The 16,595-nt window shown below is 60.1% G+C and carries 13 protein-coding genes; 5 read left to right on the top strand and 8 right to left on the bottom strand.

Annotated features, from left to right (window positions below):
* Positions 1 to 222 precede the first annotated feature (222 nt).
* Positions 223 to 927, top strand: coding sequence for a class I SAM-dependent methyltransferase (locus PGW49_RS04395; RefSeq protein WP_225093294.1), 705 nt, complete (start codon positions 223 to 225; stop codon positions 925 to 927).
* 48 nt (positions 928 to 975) lie between these two features.
* On the opposite strand, the gene PGW49_RS04390 is transcribed toward PGW49_RS04395, so the two are convergent.
* Positions 976 to 1,224 carry a hypothetical protein gene (locus PGW49_RS04390; protein WP_225093295.1) on the bottom strand — a complete coding sequence of 83 codons (249 nt, stop codon included), beginning with the start codon at positions 1,222 to 1,224 and terminating at the stop codon, positions 976 to 978.
* 125 nt (positions 1,225 to 1,349) lie between these two features.
* Between PGW49_RS04390 and PGW49_RS04385 the strand changes: the two genes are divergently transcribed.
* The 4 genes from PGW49_RS04385 (at position 1,350) to PGW49_RS04370 (ending at position 7,813) form a co-directional block, all read left to right on the top strand.
* Positions 1,350 to 1,838, top strand: coding sequence for a GNAT family N-acetyltransferase (locus PGW49_RS04385; protein WP_270225673.1), 489 nt, complete (start codon positions 1,350 to 1,352; stop codon positions 1,836 to 1,838).
* A 253-nt stretch (positions 1,839 to 2,091) separates the two neighbouring features.
* Positions 2,092 to 4,095 carry a GTP-binding protein gene (locus PGW49_RS04380; protein ID WP_270225672.1) on the top strand — a complete coding sequence of 668 codons (2,004 nt, stop codon included), beginning with the start codon at positions 2,092 to 2,094 and terminating at the stop codon, positions 4,093 to 4,095.
* Between the two features lie 93 nt (positions 4,096 to 4,188).
* Positions 4,189 to 5,307 carry an AAA family ATPase gene (locus PGW49_RS04375; RefSeq protein ID WP_225093298.1) on the top strand — a complete coding sequence of 373 codons (1,119 nt, stop codon included), beginning with the start codon at positions 4,189 to 4,191 and terminating at the stop codon, positions 5,305 to 5,307.
* 10 nt (positions 5,308 to 5,317) lie between these two features.
* Complete coding sequence (locus PGW49_RS04370) at positions 5,318 to 7,813, top strand: excinuclease ABC subunit UvrA (protein ID WP_270225669.1); 2,496 nt, start codon at positions 5,318 to 5,320, stop codon at positions 7,811 to 7,813.
* A 40-nt stretch (positions 7,814 to 7,853) separates the two neighbouring features.
* On the opposite strand, the gene PGW49_RS04365 is transcribed toward PGW49_RS04370, so the two are convergent.
* The 7 genes from PGW49_RS04365 to PGW49_RS04335 form a co-directional block, all read right to left on the bottom strand.
* Positions 7,854 to 8,954, bottom strand: a complete 1,101-nt coding sequence (locus PGW49_RS04365) for an AAA family ATPase (RefSeq protein WP_270225666.1) — start codon at positions 8,952 to 8,954, stop codon at positions 7,854 to 7,856.
* 144 nt (positions 8,955 to 9,098) lie between these two features.
* Complete coding sequence (locus tag PGW49_RS04360) at positions 9,099 to 9,698, bottom strand: tRNA (cytidine(34)-2'-O)-methyltransferase (RefSeq protein WP_227790210.1); 600 nt, start codon at positions 9,696 to 9,698, stop codon at positions 9,099 to 9,101.
* A 95-nt stretch (positions 9,699 to 9,793) separates the two neighbouring features.
* Entirely contained in the window at positions 9,794 to 10,924 is a 1,131-nt protein-coding gene (locus PGW49_RS04355) for a GTP-binding protein (RefSeq protein ID WP_270225663.1), read from the bottom strand.
* Between the two features lie 86 nt (positions 10,925 to 11,010).
* Entirely contained in the window at positions 11,011 to 11,352 is a 342-nt protein-coding gene (locus tag PGW49_RS04350) for an arsenate reductase family protein (protein WP_006234522.1), read from the bottom strand.
* A 17-nt stretch (positions 11,353 to 11,369) separates the two neighbouring features.
* Positions 11,370 to 11,993: a flavodoxin family protein gene (locus tag PGW49_RS04345; protein ID WP_270225661.1), complete on the bottom strand. Its 624-nt coding sequence runs from the start codon at positions 11,991 to 11,993 to the stop codon at positions 11,370 to 11,372.
* A gap of 74 nt (positions 11,994 to 12,067) precedes the next feature.
* Positions 12,068 to 13,597 (bottom strand): diguanylate cyclase domain-containing protein, encoded by a 1,530-nt coding sequence (locus PGW49_RS04340; RefSeq protein WP_270225659.1) that lies wholly within the window; start codon positions 13,595 to 13,597, stop codon positions 12,068 to 12,070.
* A gap of 127 nt (positions 13,598 to 13,724) precedes the next feature.
* The gene (locus PGW49_RS04335) at positions 13,725 to 16,442 is read right to left on the bottom strand and encodes a bifunctional diguanylate cyclase/phosphodiesterase (protein ID WP_270225658.1); all 2,718 of its coding nucleotides are present in this window, start codon (positions 16,440 to 16,442) and stop codon (positions 13,725 to 13,727) included.
* Positions 16,443 to 16,595: the final 153 nt, after the last annotated feature.

Here is a 16,595-nt window from a genome sequence, read left to right as displayed (position 1 = left end):
ACCGAAGGAGGAGCCATGATGTACGGAGCAGGGCAAGTGCATGAGCCGCGGTCGTTGGGAAGGCGCATGGGTGATTCTGTGATCGCTGCCGTGTGCACGGGATTGATGGCGGTGCTTTGCATTGGGATGCTGTGGGCCATGTCGCATGTGGGACAATAGCGGACGGTTGGGTGCCGACATAAACGGCGCTCACGTATTCGTTTTGCTTGTTAAGGAGTACCCATGGGCGTCGTCGATCCCTTTTCTGTTGCTCGGTCCGCGGGGCTTGAGCTGATCGGGAAGTCCGAGGGCCTCACGCTCACCGACGGCACGATGGAGCTGCGTGCCGATTTTGGCCGCATGCTTCCACGGCTCAAGCAGGGCCGTCTGCAGCAAGAACTGCTGGTAAAGGCTGCGCGCGCAAAAGGCATCGAGAGCCCATGGGCGATTGACGCCACGGCAGGCTTTGGCGAGGATTCGCTGCTGCTGGCGGCCGCGGGCTTTACCGTCGATCTGTATGAGCAGGATTGCGTGATCGCGGCGCTCCTCAAGGATGCCTTGGATCGCGCGGCAGATGATCCGGCGCTTGCGACAGCCGTGGCGCGCATGCGCTTACATGCGGGCGAGGACAGCATTGCCGGCCTTCGCCATACAGCTGGGCTGATCGGGCAGGGCGAGCTCACCGCTCCTGACGTGGTGTATCTGGACCCCATGTTTCCCGGACGCACCAAGAGCGCGGCGGTTAAAAAGAAGTTCCAACTCTTGCATCATCTGGAACAGCCGTGCGCCGATGAGGAGACGTTGGTCGAAGCTGCGCTTGCGGTGCACCCGCGCAAGGTCGTTATCAAGCGACCGGTGAAGGGGCCACTGCTTGCCGGCGTTAAGCCGAGCTATCAACTTGCGGGCAAGGCCGTTCGTTACGATGTTTTGGTGCCGCCGCGCCCGTAGCTTGCGTGCGATGGCTGGCGCTCCGTCAATGCCGTGCCGATGCGGCGCCTATTTCCAAGGGTGCGACGTCAGGTGCCATCCACCGCAGTATTCGCATTTGTAGCAGGCCAAACCGCGCCGCCCGCGGCTTTCGCAGTCGGCCATAACTGCCTCGGCCTCGGCGCGCGTGTCGTAACGGTTTTTGCGCTCGCACGATTTGTAGCGCCAGGCCTCATCGCGCTCGGCGTCCAGGGCGTCGCGGCGCTCGTCCTCGCGTGCAAACAGGTCGCTCATATCGCCGCCGGTGGCAGTGCTCAAAAACTCGCTTTTTGCTTTTGACCAGGCGGCTCGCTTTTTGCTTCCCATCTGCTTCGTGCCCCTCTCCAGACGCTGGTATCATTGCCCAATCAAAGTGATACCAATAAACGTGAGGTCGCCGCGTGATGATCAGAAAAACCCTCGATACCGACATTCCCGCCGTCATGGCTATCTATGACACGGCCCGCGCCTTTATGCGCGCGCATGGCAACGCCACGCAGTGGCCCGAGGGCACGCCTTCTGCCGAGCAGCTGGCTGCCGATATCGCCGCCGGTGGCAGCTATGTGTGCGAAGTCGACGGCCGCGTGGTGGCGACGTTTGCCTTTTTGCCGGGTCCGGACGAGTGCTATGACGCAATTGAGGACGGTCAATGGCGTAGCGACGCTCCGTACGCCGTGCTGCACCGTGTGTCATCCGACGGCACCGTGCACGGTATCGCGGCTGCGATGTTTGCCTTTGCCAAGGAGCGTGCCGATCACCTGCGCATCGACACGCATCAGGACAACCTGCCCATGCAGGGTGCCATCTTAAAGGCTGGCTTTGAGCGCGCCGGTATCGTCTATGTGTCCGACGGCACGGCGCGTGTCGCGTTCGATTGGCTGCGCGAGGCGTAAAAGCAGGGGCGCGTGTCAACAATTCGCACGAACGAAAATGGCCCGGGCGGGGCCATTTTCGTTCGCTGCGCTGATTTGCAAGCCGGCTTTCGCAAGGCGCGAACCTACGAAAATCGCCGCGCGGCAACGCGGGGCGATGAGCTCGGTCGGGGGATAGGGCCCGCTTCGCCCGCCGGCCCGTAAATTGTATCATCCAGTGTGGAGCGTGAACGCCCGTTGCCGCGTGCGATGGGCTTGCAATAAGAGGAGAGCCATGTCGAAGCAAGCGGTCGTTGGAATCTTGGCGCATGTCGATGCCGGCAAGACCACGTTGGCCGAGGCCATGCTGTTCAACGCGGGTCGCATCCGCAAGCGCGGCCGCGTGGACGATGGCGATTCGCATCTGGACACTAACGCGATCGAGCGCGAGCGCGGCATTACGATCTTCTCGTCGCAGGCCGTACTCGATCATGGCGATACCCACGTCATGCTCGTGGATGCGCCGGGGCATGTCGATTTTTCTGCCGAGGCGGAGCGCACATTGCGCGCGCTGGACTACGCGATTTTGGTTGTGGGTGCCAACGATGGCGTGCAGGGGCATACCGAAACTCTGTGGCGCCTGCTTGCGCGCTATGACATTCCGACGTTCATCTTTATCAACAAAATTGATTTGGAGAATCCCGGTCGCGATATTTTGCTGGCACAGCTCGGGCAGCGTCTTTCCGAAGGCTGCCTGGATGCCAACGAACTGCTGGCGGGCGGCGCCGTTCAGGAGGACGCTGCTGCGTTGGACGAGGCGGCGCTCGAGGAGTTTCTTGAAGCGGGCGAGCTTTCTGTCGCAACGCTGTCGCGCATGGTTGCCGAGCGCAAGCTCTTTCCCTGCTTTGCCGGCTCGGCGCTCAAGGACCAAGGCGTGGACGAGCTGCTGGATGGCATATGCGCGCTGATGCGTGAACAGGCGTGGCTCCCGGAGTTTGCCGCGCGCGTCTATCGTGTCAGCCGCGGGGATCGCGGCGAGCGCTTGGCATGGGTTAAAGTAACCGGCGGCACACTGCATGCCAAGCAGATGATTGACGGACGTTCCGGTGCCGAGGCATGGGAGCAAAAGGTCGATCAGGTACGCATCTATAACGGCGAGAAGTATGAGCTTGCCCAAGAAGTTGCTGCTGGCGGTATTTGTGCCGTGACGGGTCTTGCGCACGTTCGCCCGGGGGATGCCCTGGGCGCGGAGCCTGCGGGCGATGCGCCCGTCATTGCGCCGGTCCTCACCTATACGGTGCTTCCGGGCGAACACGATGTCCACGCGGTGTTCAAAGCGCTGACTGAGTTGGCGGACGAGGATCCCATGCTCGGCGTAAGCTGGAATACGCATCTTGAGCAGATTCATTTGCAGTTGATGGGCGCCGTGCAACTCGAGGTCGTGCAGCGGGTGCTGGGCGATCGCTTTGGCCTTTCGATTGCGTTTGAGCCCGGCGGCATTCTCTATAAGGAGACTATTTCGCAGCCGGTCGAGGGCGTGGGCCACTTTGAGCCACTGCGCCACTATGCCGAGGTGCATCTACGCCTGGAGCCGTTGCCAGCGGGTTCGGGCGTGCAGTTTGGCACCGTGACCTCGACCGACGAGCTCGATCTTAACTGGCAGCGTTTGGCACTCACCAACGCCATGGAGCGCGATCACCTGGGCGCGCTGACCGGCTCGCCCATCACCGATGTGTGCATTACGCTCACGGGCGGCCGCGCGCATGCCAAACACACCGAGGGCGGCGATTTTCGCCAGGCCACGTACCGCGCGATTCGTCAGGGGCTCATGCAGGCGCGTGAGGCCGGCGCGGCGGTACTGTTGGAGCCGTGGTATCGCTTTGAGCTCGAGGTGCCGGGGGAGTGCGTGGGCCGGGCGCTCTCGGATGCCACGCGTATGGGTGCCGAGTACGAGCCGCCGACGATGGCGGGAGACCGGGCGAAGCTTGTGGGTCGCGTGCCGGCATCCGAAGTGCAGGATTACGCGCTGGAGGTGGCTGCCTACACGAGTGGTCGCGGACATCTGTATCTAGAGTTTGCCGGCTATGCGGCTTGCCATGATGCCGAGCGCGTCATCGAGACGGCCGCCTATGAGCCAGAAGCCGATCTGCCCAACACGCCCGACTCGGTCTTTTGCTCTCACGGCGCCGGTTACACGGTCAAATGGTACGACGTACCCGCCGCGGCGCACGTAAAGATCGATCCCGCCACCTTCCGCCCCTGGCGAGCAGCAGACGCCGAGTTTTTCGGCCACATGTGACAAAGGGACAGTTCCTTTGTCACATGCTATTGGTATAACTCGGTATAAGTTGGTATAACTATTTCCAGGGTTTGCCAATCCGAGGAGGCCGACATGAATCCAAATCCCTTTAAGCCCACGGCTGGCAAGCGGCCTCCGATACTCATCGGTCGCGAGTCGGTCATCGAAGATTTCGAGGAAGGGCTCGATAACGGCGCCGGAGCGCCGGGTAGGCTCATGCTCATTACGGGAAACCGCGGCTGCGGCAAGACGGTTCTCCTGCGGGAGCTGCAGCGTTTAGCTAGCGAGCGCGGATGGGCGGTTGTCTCCGATTCCGCTTCGCTTGGCTTATGCGACCGATTGGCCGACGCGCTTCGCTCGAATAAACCCGTTGTGACGTCAATGGAGTTCGGTCCGTCGTTTGGTCGGATGTCAGTCGAGGCGGCGCGGGCAAAGGGCGAGATGTTGCGAGGGCTGGTCAACGAGCGCCTCAAGAAGCTCGGTCCAGGCAAAGGCATACTGTTTGCGATTGACGAGGCGCAATCGGCGTCTATCGAGGAGCTGGCGGCCCTTGCCGTTCTCTATCAGCAGGTGCTCGGAGACCAGGATGCCACGGGCTTGCCCGATAGCGAGCAGCGTGGTCTTGCGCTGGTGTTCGCCGGCTTACCCAGTATGGTTGACGACCTGCTCGAAGAGCCGAGCGTGACGTTTTTGCGGCGTGCCCAGCAGCGTACGCTGGGGGCGATATCCTTGCCCAAGGTGCGTGATTCATATATCCAGGCGGTCAAAGATGCTGGTCTTTACGTTGACGCGGAGACGGCGGACCTTGCGGCGCGCAAGAGCATGGGGCATCCCTATATGGTTCAGCTGGTGGGCTATTACATGTGGCGGTCTGCTGTCCGGCGTAGCTCGCAGGTCATCGAAAGGCGCGATGTCGAGGATGGCCATGCGGATGCCGTCTCCGAGTTCTACGAAGCGGTTGACGCGCCTCTGTATTACGGGCTGCGCAGTCCACAGCGCCTCTTTATCGAGGCCATGGCGGTTGACGAGGGCAAACCGACGCGCATGGCGGATATCATTGAGCGCTGCGAGCGTACCCAGAGCTGGGCGAGTAAATATCGCGCAAGCCTGATTCGCGAGCGCGTCATCGAAGCTGCCGGATACGGCCTCGTCCGGTTTACCGTGCCCATGCTGGGCGCGTACATTCGCGATCGAGTTTTATGGCATGAGTAGGGTGATAAAGGTGACGGAACAGAAGATGAGCCCGCAGGCTATCGAGGTACGTGGCGCGCGCGTCCATAACCTCAAGGACATCGGTATCGACATTCCGCTGGGAAAGCTCGTGGGTATTGCCGGCGTATCGGGTTCGGGCAAGAGTTCGCTGGCACTGGGGGTTCTTTATGCCGAGGGCTCGCGTCGCTACTTGGAAGCACTCAGCACCTATACTCGACGTCGCCTGACGCAGGCCGAGCACGCCCAGGTGGACGAGGTATTGCACGTACCGGCGGCCCTCGCATTGCATCAGCGCCCCAGCGTGCCGGGCGTGCGCTCGACCTTTGGTACCATGACCGAGCTCAACAACAGCCTGCGTCTGCTCTTTAGCCGTTGCGCCCATCACGTGTGCCCGCACTGCGGGGCGCGCGTGGAGCCGAGCCTTAACGTGGCTGCGGGCCTGTCGCTCACGTGCCCTGCATGCGGTCGCGAGTTCTACGCGCCGAGTGCCGAGGACCTTGCCTTTAACAGCGGCGGTGCGTGTCCCACCTGTGGTGGCACCGGTGTCATGCGCGAGGTGGACGAGGCGAGCCTGGTGCCCGATGAGTCAAAGACCATCAACGAGGGTGCGGTCCTTCCCTGGGGCACGCTCATGTGGGATCTGATGAAGCAGGTGGCAGGCGAGATGGGCGTGCGTACCGACGTGCCGTTTAACCAGCTCACGCCTCAAGAGCGCGACATCGTGTTCCACGGCCCGGCGGTTAAAAAACACATTCTCTACGTGCCCAAAAACGGCGAGGGCGCCACGCCGCTCGACTTTACCTATTACAACGCCGTCTATACCGTTGAGAATGCGCTCGCCAAGGTCAAGGACGATAAGGGCTTAAAACGCGTTGCTCGCTTTTTGCGCGAGGGAGCATGCCGCGATTGCGGTGGCACGCGTCTCTCCGAGGCTGCGCGCCAGCCCCAGGTGCGCGGTATCAATCTGGCGCAGGCGGCGGCCATGACGCTGGGCGAGGCGATTGAGTGGGTGCGCGGGGTGCCCGCATCCTTGCCGCCCGAGATGCGGCCCATGGCGACGGATATCTGCGATTCGTTTTTGAGCGCGGCCCGTCGCCTGGTCGACTTGGGCCTCGATTACCTTTCGCTCGATCGTGCTGGCGCCACGCTCTCCACGGGTGAGCGCCAGCGCGTGCAACTTGCTCGCGTGGTGCGCAACCGATCGACAGGCGTGCTTTATGTGCTGGACGAGCCTTCGATCGGCTTGCATCCTGCCAATGTCGACGGCTTGGTAGGCGTGATGCGCGATCTGGTGGATGACGGCAACACCGTGGTTGTTGTCGACCACGACACGCGCGTGCTGGCGGAAGCCGACTATCTGGTCGAGATGGGCCCCGTTGCCGGAGCAGGCGGCGGCAGTGTAATCGCCGCTGGTACGGTAGACGAGGTCGAGCAATCGCGGGACAGCCGCATCGCTCCGTTTTTGCGCGCCGAGCCCAAGCGCTTGCGCCCACAGGTGACTGACGACGAAATGTTCGACCAGGGCCATATCCGCATGGCGACCGATGCCATCCATACCGTCAAGCCGCTCGAAGTCGATATCCCGCGCGGTCGCTTGGTCGCGGTTACGGGCGTTTCTGGTTCGGGTAAGACGACGCTCGTGCTCGAGACGCTCATTCCGGCGCTTAAGGCGCAGGCAGCTGGCGAGCGCTTGCCACGCCATGTGCGCTGGGTCGATGCCGAAGGCATTGCCCGCGCCAACCTGATTGACGCTACGCCCATTGGCGCCAATGTTCGCTCGACGGTGGCAACCTATGCCGACATCCATGACGAGCTGCGCCGCGCCTTTGCCCGTACGCCCGAAGCCAAGGCAGCCGGCTACAAGGCGGGCGCCTTTAGCTACAACACTGGCGCCTTGCGTTGCCCTACGTGCGACGGCACGGGCTCGATATCGCTCGACGTGCAGTTTTTGCCCGACGTCGAGATCGTCTGCCCGGCATGCCGTGGTTCGCGCTACGCCGAGGCCGCCTCGCATATCCATCGCGAGGGCAAGGACGGGAGCCTGCTTACGTTGCCGCAGCTCATGGACATGAGTGTGGACGAGGCCATCGACGCCACGGTGGGGCTCAAGAAGGTTCAGGCGCGCTTGCAGACCTTACATGACCTGGGCTTGGGCTATCTCACACTTGGCGAGCCCACACCGGCGCTCTCGGGCGGCGAGGCGCAGCGTCTTAAGCTCGCGAGCGAGATGGGCCGCGTGCAGGATGATGCCGTATTCGTATTTGATGAGCCCACGATTGGCCTGCATCCGCTCGATGTTCAGGTGCTGTTGAACGTGTTTGACGGTCTCGTTGCCAAGGGCGCCACGGTTATCGTGATCGAACACGATCTCGACCTTATCCGTAACGCCGATTACGTGATCGACATGGGCCCGGGCGGTGGCGACGCGGGCGGGCAAATCGTCTGCGCCGGCACGCCGAGCGACATCGCGGCCTGTTCCAAGAGCATTACCGGTCGCTACCTATAGACAATGAGGCAAAGGGACAGCCCCTTTGCCTCATTGATGCCTATTTCACGCATTGAGCGGCGAGATAGTCGCGGAAGAATGGCAATTCAAAAGCGACGATTCCGCGCCCGCGTTCTCCAATGATGCCGGCATCTATCATGCGGCGTCGGTAGCGGGAGACCTGCTGCGGCGAACGCTTAAGGCGCTCGACAAGGTCAGCGGTGGTGGACTCTTCTTCGTCATCGAGCATGGCGATGAGGAATCGCTTGTCCTCTGCAGTGAGTTCCCGATAGGTTGCCGCGAGGATTCGGTCGTCCATCTCGTCGCGCGCGATTTTGATTCCCAGGTCAAAGTCGCGTGACGAGATTTCCTTCGAATCGCTTGTGAGATCCCAGGCACGGTAGCCTACGAGTTGCAATAGGAAGGGAAAACCAGAGTTCGAGCGAACGGCTCTATCGATTCCCTCAGCATCTGCCAGGCGATCGTTTTCCTGGATTGTGCGAATCAAGGCCTCGCGTACGTCATAGTCGGCAATGCGACCCAGATGATATTGTTGGGCGCGGCGAAGGAACGAGACCGTCTTGTGGTTCAGCAGCGTCGATACGTTGTTGGGAAGTCCCGCCATGAGTAGGGCGACGCGTTTCCCATCGGTCACAAAGTGCTGATACGTCGCTGCGAGCTGAATCATCTCGTCGAGTGTCGGGTCCACCTCGTCAACCGTGACGAGCAGACCGGTGCCCGCCTCGTTGAGCTGGTCAATGATGTCGCTCATGCGATAACGCCAGGTTGAGGCATCGTGAACGCGATCGACCTCGATGCTGCCGAGCGGTGCAATTCCGAGACCGGTGACTTCGAAGCGGTTGGACGAGTCGATGAGATGGGCTGCGGCGCGTTTCGCCCCGAACTCGATTTCCTCAAGCATTCCCGGGAGCGCGGTCGTCTTTACGGCTATCCAGCCGTGGGATTCCGCCCTAGTCGCGAGCGACGACATGAGAGCGGTTTTACCGGTTCCACGCGCGCCTGAGAAGATCGAGGTCAATTCTGGGCGCCTGCGCTGGCTCAAGAAGGCACGGTCCAAATCCCGAATAATCTGTTGTCTGCCAGCGAGATGGGCAGGAACCTCGCCAAAGCTAGGGGTAAACGGGTTTTCGAGGTATTCCACGTAGCTCTCCTTTCACAGCGCCGTTTAACTTCATTTTACTTTAGTTAATTCTGATTAAAAATGATGGTTCGTTATTTCGAGCATCAATCAGGCGCGTGCGCCATCGGCGTGGCGCTTGAATGTGACAAAGGGACTGTCCCTTTGTCACATTCCCGGAAAGCCTGTTTGGCGCAGGGCTTCGTAGAGGACGATGGCGGCGCTGTTGGAAAGGTTGAGTGCGCTGATGCGGTAGTCGTCCGGGTTGACGAAGTTGCCGCAGATATCCTGTTGAAGGATGGCCTCGTGGCTGTCCTCGGTATGCCCGAGCGACTCCTCGTGGGCTTCCCAAGCCTCGGCGTTATCGAGTGAGTCGCAATCGCGCAGCATCGGGATGCGCTCGCAGCGCTCGGGCGCCGCGGCGAGCAGCTCCTCGGGAATGCCCGAGCTCTCGCTGCCAAAGACCAAGTAGTCGCCATCGCGGTAGGTGCTTTGCGCATAGGTGCGGCGTGCCTTTTTGGTTAGCAGATGCAGGCGCTCGTCGGCAGGGGAGAGGTCGTTGCGCGCAAGGAAATCCTCCCAGCCGGCATAGGACGTCACGTCCAAGTTTTGCCAGTAGCCCAGGCCGGCGCGACGTACCGTCTTGTCGTCGAGCGAAAACCCCAGCGGCTCCACCAGATGCAAATGGGCGCCGGTGACCACGCAGGTACGGCCGATATTGCCCGTATTGGCCGGAATCTCGGGCGCATACAGCACAATGTTGAACATGAATCTCCTTGGCTCAGAACGAAAAACCACCACGAAGGGCACCTTCGTGGTGGTTTGGCGGTTACGTAGACAGAAAAATGCCCGCTTGGATAAACCTAGGCACGGTGCCAGTCGGTCAGGCAGGCATCGAGGGAGGCGATGAGCGCATCTTTGTCCATGTGACGGCCGATGATGCACAGGCTCGTCATGCGGTCGCCCGTCTCGTCGTCCCAAATCTGCATGATTTCGGGGTTCTCGTCGATGATCTTCTGTTTCTCGCCCTCGGGCGCCGAGTCGACAAACAGGCCGTTCTCCATCAGGCGCATCTGGTGGCCGGCCTGCTCAAACATGTAGCACATGTCCGGGTCGCCGGTCTGCCACAGCGGACCCTTGACGCGGATGACCTCGTCGGGCCACTCCTGCTCAACAAAATCGGTGAACTTCTTCAGGTCAAACGGCTTACGGCGCGAGTAAACAAAGGTCTCGATGTCGTACTCGAGCACCTCGGGGTCGTCGTGCTCCTCGGGATGCTCCATGGCATCGATCCAGGCGGCGGAGTTGTAGGCGCGCATAAAGTCGAAGCGGTCGGTATCGAGCAGCTCCTCCATGGGAACCTCGCCGTTTTGAGCCTCGACGATCACGGCGTCCTTCTGCAGACTGCGCACGATAGCCTTGAGCTCGGCGATCTGCTCAGAGCTCACGGTATCGGTTTTGTTGAGGATCAGCGTGGAGCAGAACTCGATCTGCTGGATGAGCAGGCTCTCGATGTCGTCCTCGTCGATATCCTCGGCCAGCAGGTCGCGACCGCCGTTGAACTCGTCGTACATGCGGGCGCAGTCGACCACGGCCACGATGTTGTCGAGCGTGAGCTTGGGCTCGCCGCCCACCTTGGCCTCGTCGCAGAAGCTCGAGATGGTGTAGGCGATGGGGATGGGCTCGCAAATGCCCGAGGCCTCGATGATGATGTAATCGAAGTTGCCCGAATCGGCGATGCCCTGCAGCTGGTTGGCCAGGTCATCCGAAAGCGTGCAGCAGATGCAGCCGTTGGTGAGCGGGATGAGGTCGTCGGTCTCGGAAAGGCCGCCGTCGGCGATGAGGCTGGCGTCCACATTGATCTCGCCGATATCGTTGACGATTACGGCGGCGCGGATACCGCCATCGTTAGCGAGGATGTGGTTGAGCAGCGTGGTCTTGCCGGCACCGAGGTATCCGGTAAGCATGATGATTTTCACGGGTTTGTTGGGCATGTGCCCTCCTTTGTTAGACATGGCTTACAGTTGAATCATATGCCAAACGCCTGCTCTTATACCCACGCGCTGGCAAATAACACAGGCTACTCCCAGGCTCCCCATACATCGGGGCAATAGCCGACGGTGGCCTTTTTGCCGTTACGCACGATGGGCTCGGCTAGAACCTGCTGGTTCTCGAGCAACTTGTCGAAGCGCTGGCTGGGGGTGAGGTGCTGGATGAGCGCGAGCGTCTCCTCGTCCTTGGCCTTGGGGTTGAGCAGCTTGTCGATACCGCCGACCGCCTGCATCACGCTCGTGAGCTCGCCCTTGCTCATCTCCTTTTCCTTAAGGTCAATAAACTGCACCTTAATGCGGCGCTCTTTGAAGAAGCGCTGTGCTTTCTTGGTATCGAAAGACTTTTTGGTGCCAAAAATCTGCACGTTCATGTATTTGTTCCGCCGTTCTACCTGATGAAGTTGGTCGTTGCTCGATCTGCCTCGGGTGCGTTGATGCCGGCGGCCTGTCCTGCCTCGATACAGCGAAGGAGCCAGGCCATGTTTTTGCCGATGTTGCGCATGGTGGCAAGGCCCTCGGCGTCCCCATTGGCGTCGCCGGGCACGCGACCAAACACGTTGTTCCAGTACGTGGAGGCAACCACGGGCATCTGGTTGATGGTGAAGTACTTATTGAGCACGTCGAAGGTGGTCGACGTGCCGCCGCGACGGGCAACGGCGACGGCAGCGCCCGGCTTGTGTGCAAAGGCTTTGCTGCCGGCATAGAAGGCGCGATCGAGGGCCGAAAGGATGCGTCCACTGGGGTGCGCATAGTAGACGGGCGAGCCAAAGACAAAGCCATCTGCCTGCTCGGCGGCAGCGATCAGCTCGTTCACCACGTCATCGTCAAAGGTGCAGCGGCAATCGAGCTTGCCGCACTGACCACAGCCAATGCAGTCGCGAATGGGCTTGGTGCCCAGCTGAAACACCTCGGTATCAATGCCTTCGGCATTGAGTTGCTCGGCGACCTCGGCGAGTGCGCGGGCGGTGTTGCCGTTTGCCTTGGGGCTGCCATTGACCAAAAGAACCTTCATCACAAACTCCCTCTGCTGTCGGTGACTTCTGCAGAGGATTATCGCACGATGGGGGAGGCGGTGTGGGCGCGGTGCTAATCCAGTTTGGTGCCTGGCACCTGCACGGCTTTCCCGAGCAACGCTTTGAGCTCGTTCAAAATGGAAACGGGCTGACGGTCGACGCCGTCCAGATGGAGCGTGGCCACGCGAATGGGTGGCTGATATTCAAATGGGCCAAAGAGCACGGGCGAACCCAGGAACCGCTCGATTTCCTCTGCAATCGCATCGGTTTCTTCGGGATCAAAGTCGTCGAAAAGAGCCACGAACATCGGCCCCGTCGAGCGGAACATACGACCCTTACCGCGCGAGCATTCCACCAGACAGGCGGCACATTCTGCCAAAACGCGGTCGCCCGCATCAAAGCCAAAGCGGGCATTGACCTGAGCGATATCGTCGATTTTGATGGCGATCAAACCAGCCTTGCGCGCCACGCGACGCATTTCGCCAATGGCGTTGACCAGGGCGTGAATATCGCCCAAGCCGGTCACGGAATCGGTCGTATCTGCCAAGCTTCGGTTGATGATAATGCCCACATACATGCCGGGCTCGGTATCGGTGCCGTCCAAGCGGTAGCCCGTGCAGTCGCAAAGCACGTATTTTCCGGTGGCATCCATTACGCGATACTGCATGTAGTGGAAGTGCCACGTGCCGTTTATCACCATGTCGAGCTCGGCACGTACGTTGTCGCGGTCCTCGGGATGAACGCGGGCGAGCCACATGTCGAGTGAGTTAAAAGGGTGCTGGGAGGGCAGGTCAAAATCGCGCACGGCGTTAACCGACCATTGCGATTCTCCCGTATCGAGATTGAGGATAAACGGATAGCGCGTCTCGGAGCTCATGGAGATCGCTTGGAACACCCGGTCGTTGCAGGGAAGCTGATCGACGATTGGGCGTTGCGGCGCGTCATCGTCTTTCGGTTGCTGCACACGATGCATAAGCTTATAGCGATACATTTTGCGATCGGCATCCATCGTCATCTGGCGACGCGTGTCGCCGGCAAGTGGATCGACGCGCGAGCAGCCAAAGCTAAAGCTGCCGATCATGGGCGCCTTGCCACCTGAGCTCGCCTCGATCAGCCCGGCACGTACCTGCTCCAAGCGCTGCTCGAGTTCGGTCTCGTTTGCGGAGAGCGAGATAAGCACAAACTCGTCTCCACCGATACGGAACAGCATCTCATCGTGCTCCATGGTTTCGGAGAGCGTGCGGCAGATGCCCAGAATATAGCGATTGCCTTCGGCGTGGCCAAACCTATCATTGCAATGCTTGAGATGGTCGATGTCAATATAGGCGCAGGTGAAGGGATCGCCTTTGCGCCAGAGTTGCTCGACGTGACGGTCGAATCCGTTGCGGTTGCCCAAGTTGGTGAGCGGATCGATATAGGCGTTGCGCTCAAGCAGCTGGCGCTCTTGTTGCAGGATGGCATGCGTCTTTTGCAGTTGCTCACCAACGGCGCGTAGCTCAGCAGGCAGCGCGGCAACATCGAGTTCGGCGGTCGAGACGCCGTTCGCAAGTCGCTGAAGATAGGCAATAATCGATTGCTCGCCCAGGCGATATGACTCGTTCATGATGGATAACCTCCTTGGGCGGAACAACGGTTTGTATCATATCCCCAATTTGGTTTGAAGTGGGGATATAAGTTAGCCAATGGGGACAAATGCCCCCTTCGGCGGCGGCGTTTTGCGCGCGAGCGTATCAGTTGTTATTGCCGCCATCGAGCAATGCCTCAAAATTCTTCGCCGGCATGGGGCGGTAGTAGAGGAAGCCCTGAGCGTAGCGGGCGCCCATTTGTCGTAGCATGTTCGCCTGCTCATTTGTCTCGACGCCTTCAACCACGACGGGCAGATGGAGCGACTGCGCCATTTCGAGCATCGATGAAATGATTTGCGTGCTGCGGCCTTGATCGCGGTCGGTGGGCACAAAGGTGCGGTCGAGCTTGATGACGTCGACGTTGACGTTCTTGAGCATCGCGAGCGTGGACTGACCGGTGCCAAAATCGTCCATATAGGTCGAGAAGCCGCGGGTGTGCAGATCTGCGGTCAGCTTATCCACGGCCTCGGATTCTCCCGTATAAGCCGTCTCGGTGATCTCGATACGCATGAGCTCGGGCGGTAGGTTGTATTGGGCGGCGAGCGCCCCCATATGTTCGGCAACGTCGCAGGCAAGGATATCCACGCGCGACACATTAAGCGAGACCGGAACCACGCGAAGACGGCGATCGAGACGCTCGCGAAGCCATATGGCGACACCCTGCCAAATGTACTTGTCGAGTGTCACTACAAAGCCGCTTTCCTCGAGTGCGGGGATAAACGTTGCGGGCGAAATGAGAGAGCCGTCCTTGTCAATCCAGCGGGTGAGTGCTTCGGCGCCAATAATCTCGCCGGTTTCCATATCGACCTGGGGCTGAAGATAGTACGTGATGCGACCATTTGACAGCGCGTACTGGAATTCGGTCAGCGTGCGGTGGAACGCGACTTCGCGCTCGTACTCCGCGGGGCGGAAAATGGCAATGCGCTCCTTAAAGTCGTTTTTTGCGCGTCGATTGGTAAACATGGCCTTTGCCTGCGCATCGATGGTGATTTCCTCATTGGAGTCGATGGGGTAAACGCCCATGGACGGCCAAAAACCTACGCCGTCATCATGCCTGGCTACTGCCTCGCGAACGCGGTTGTAGATTTGATGGACGGTGATGTGCTTAAAGGGGATGAGTACGCAAAAGTCATCTTGGCCCCAGTACCCTGCGACGCCCATGTCGGCGTTCTCGATATCCTTGAGGACCGTGCCCACATCGGCGAGTACACGGTCACCTTCGGCCTGGCCGTGCCATTCATTAAACAGGCGCATGCGGCCCATGTCGATCGTGGCGATGCACCAGGCGCCGTCGCGCCTTGCCTCGAGAAATGCGCTGGCGCGCCGCATAAACTCGCTGGGTCGATAGAGGCCCGTGAGTGAGTCGATACGTTCGGCGATGGCGCTTTTGCGCTCCGCCTCGGGTATGGGGAGGCTGTCGTTGGGAACAAGCCCGCCGGCCGTGCGAAGGCGACGCTCGAGTTCGCCTAAAACGGCGGTCGCTTGATGGGTTAAGTGTTCGTAAAAGGCCGGGACGACAAGGCAGACGGGAGTAATGGTGTCGCCCGCGATTTGCACAGGAGCGAAAACGGCCGCTTTAAGGTGGCGGGTCAGTTGCTCGAATGCCTCGTGGTCCAAATCGTTGCTGAGCACGACGAACTGGACGCTTCGTGAACGGTAGACCCTGCTCCTGCCGCGGGTGATCGATAGCATGCGGCCTGCGTATTCGGCAAGCATGTTGTCGACGGCCTCGGCCCCGTAGAGCTCGTTGAGATTCGCCGTGCCACGAATGCGCACCGCTATAAGTCCCGTCTCGCAACGGTCGCGACGGCAGGCATCGATGGCGTTGGCCAGCATGCGCTGCGTTCCGAGGCCTGTGGCGGCGTCGACGGTTTCGGCAAGCGAGTGGTTGACGAGCTCGCCGACATAGAGCGAGGGGACATTTCCGTCGCCGTCGATGCGAAACCCGCGAGCACGGCAGAGGACGTAGTCGCCGGCGGCATTTCGTACGCGGTACTGCATAACTCGACGGTGTTTAGTGCCGTTATAGACTTGGTCGATGTCGTTGATGTAGGCCTCAAGGTCATCGGGATGGACGCGCGTTTTCCAGTAATCGCGGCAGTTGTCTATATGCTCCGAGGGAAGGCCAAGATCGCGCAAGGCACCTTGTGACCAAAGGGTGCGATGTTTGTCCAAGTTATCGATAAAGAAATAACGGCCCTCGTTGAGCATCGAAAAGGCGTCAAAAATACGATCGCTTATTTCGATGTCGTCGGCGTGAACTTGCGTGATATTGCGTCGATCGAGGTGCATGGCATGACGTAGCTTGTAGTCGTACATGCGATGGTCGGCATCGAGCGTCATGCGATTGGAAGCTTCGCCCAGGGCGGGGTCGGCACGTGACACTCCGTAGCTAAACGAGCGGGGCATCTCGGAATCGTTGTTTTTGAGCAGAACCGTTCGGCAGTGTTTCAGACGTTCGGCGAGGTCGTCCTCGGTTGCAATCGTAGATAGGATGGCAAACTCGTCGCCGCCTATGCGAAACGCCGCTTCGCCCACCTTCATATACAGCTTAAGATAGAGACTTACCTGCAAGATATAGCGGTTGCCCTCGTCATGCCCAAAGACGTCGTTGCAGTGCTTGAGATTGTCGATATCGATGAACGCCATGGTAACGGGGGCGTCCTGCTCCCAGAGCTCCTCGAGGGAACGGGCAAAGCCGCCACGGTTGCCAAGCCCAGTAAGCTGGTCGGTAAAGGCAGTCCTGATCAGATCCTCCTGCCGCTCGAGAAGGTCACGGACGGTCTTTTCGAGCGTTTCGGTGTAATTGCTGACAGTATCCATGTTCTAAGCGGCTTTCTGAGGTCGGGGCGGATTGCGTCGGGCGAGCTCGTTGTGTACACGCGTCGTTGCTCGGCGTTTTGCGTGTATCCAGGCCCCCGCCTTGCTGCGTTGTTGAGTTAATTTGTCGGCTAATGTTCGCTGTTGATAACAGCT

Source organism: Collinsella aerofaciens, from assembly GCF_027679495.1.
Classification (GTDB): Bacteria; Actinomycetota; Coriobacteriia; order Coriobacteriales; family Coriobacteriaceae; genus Collinsella; species Collinsella aerofaciens_AK.
Note: the sequence above shows the minus strand (reverse complement) of the source record. Positions and strands in the feature narration are given on the sequence as shown.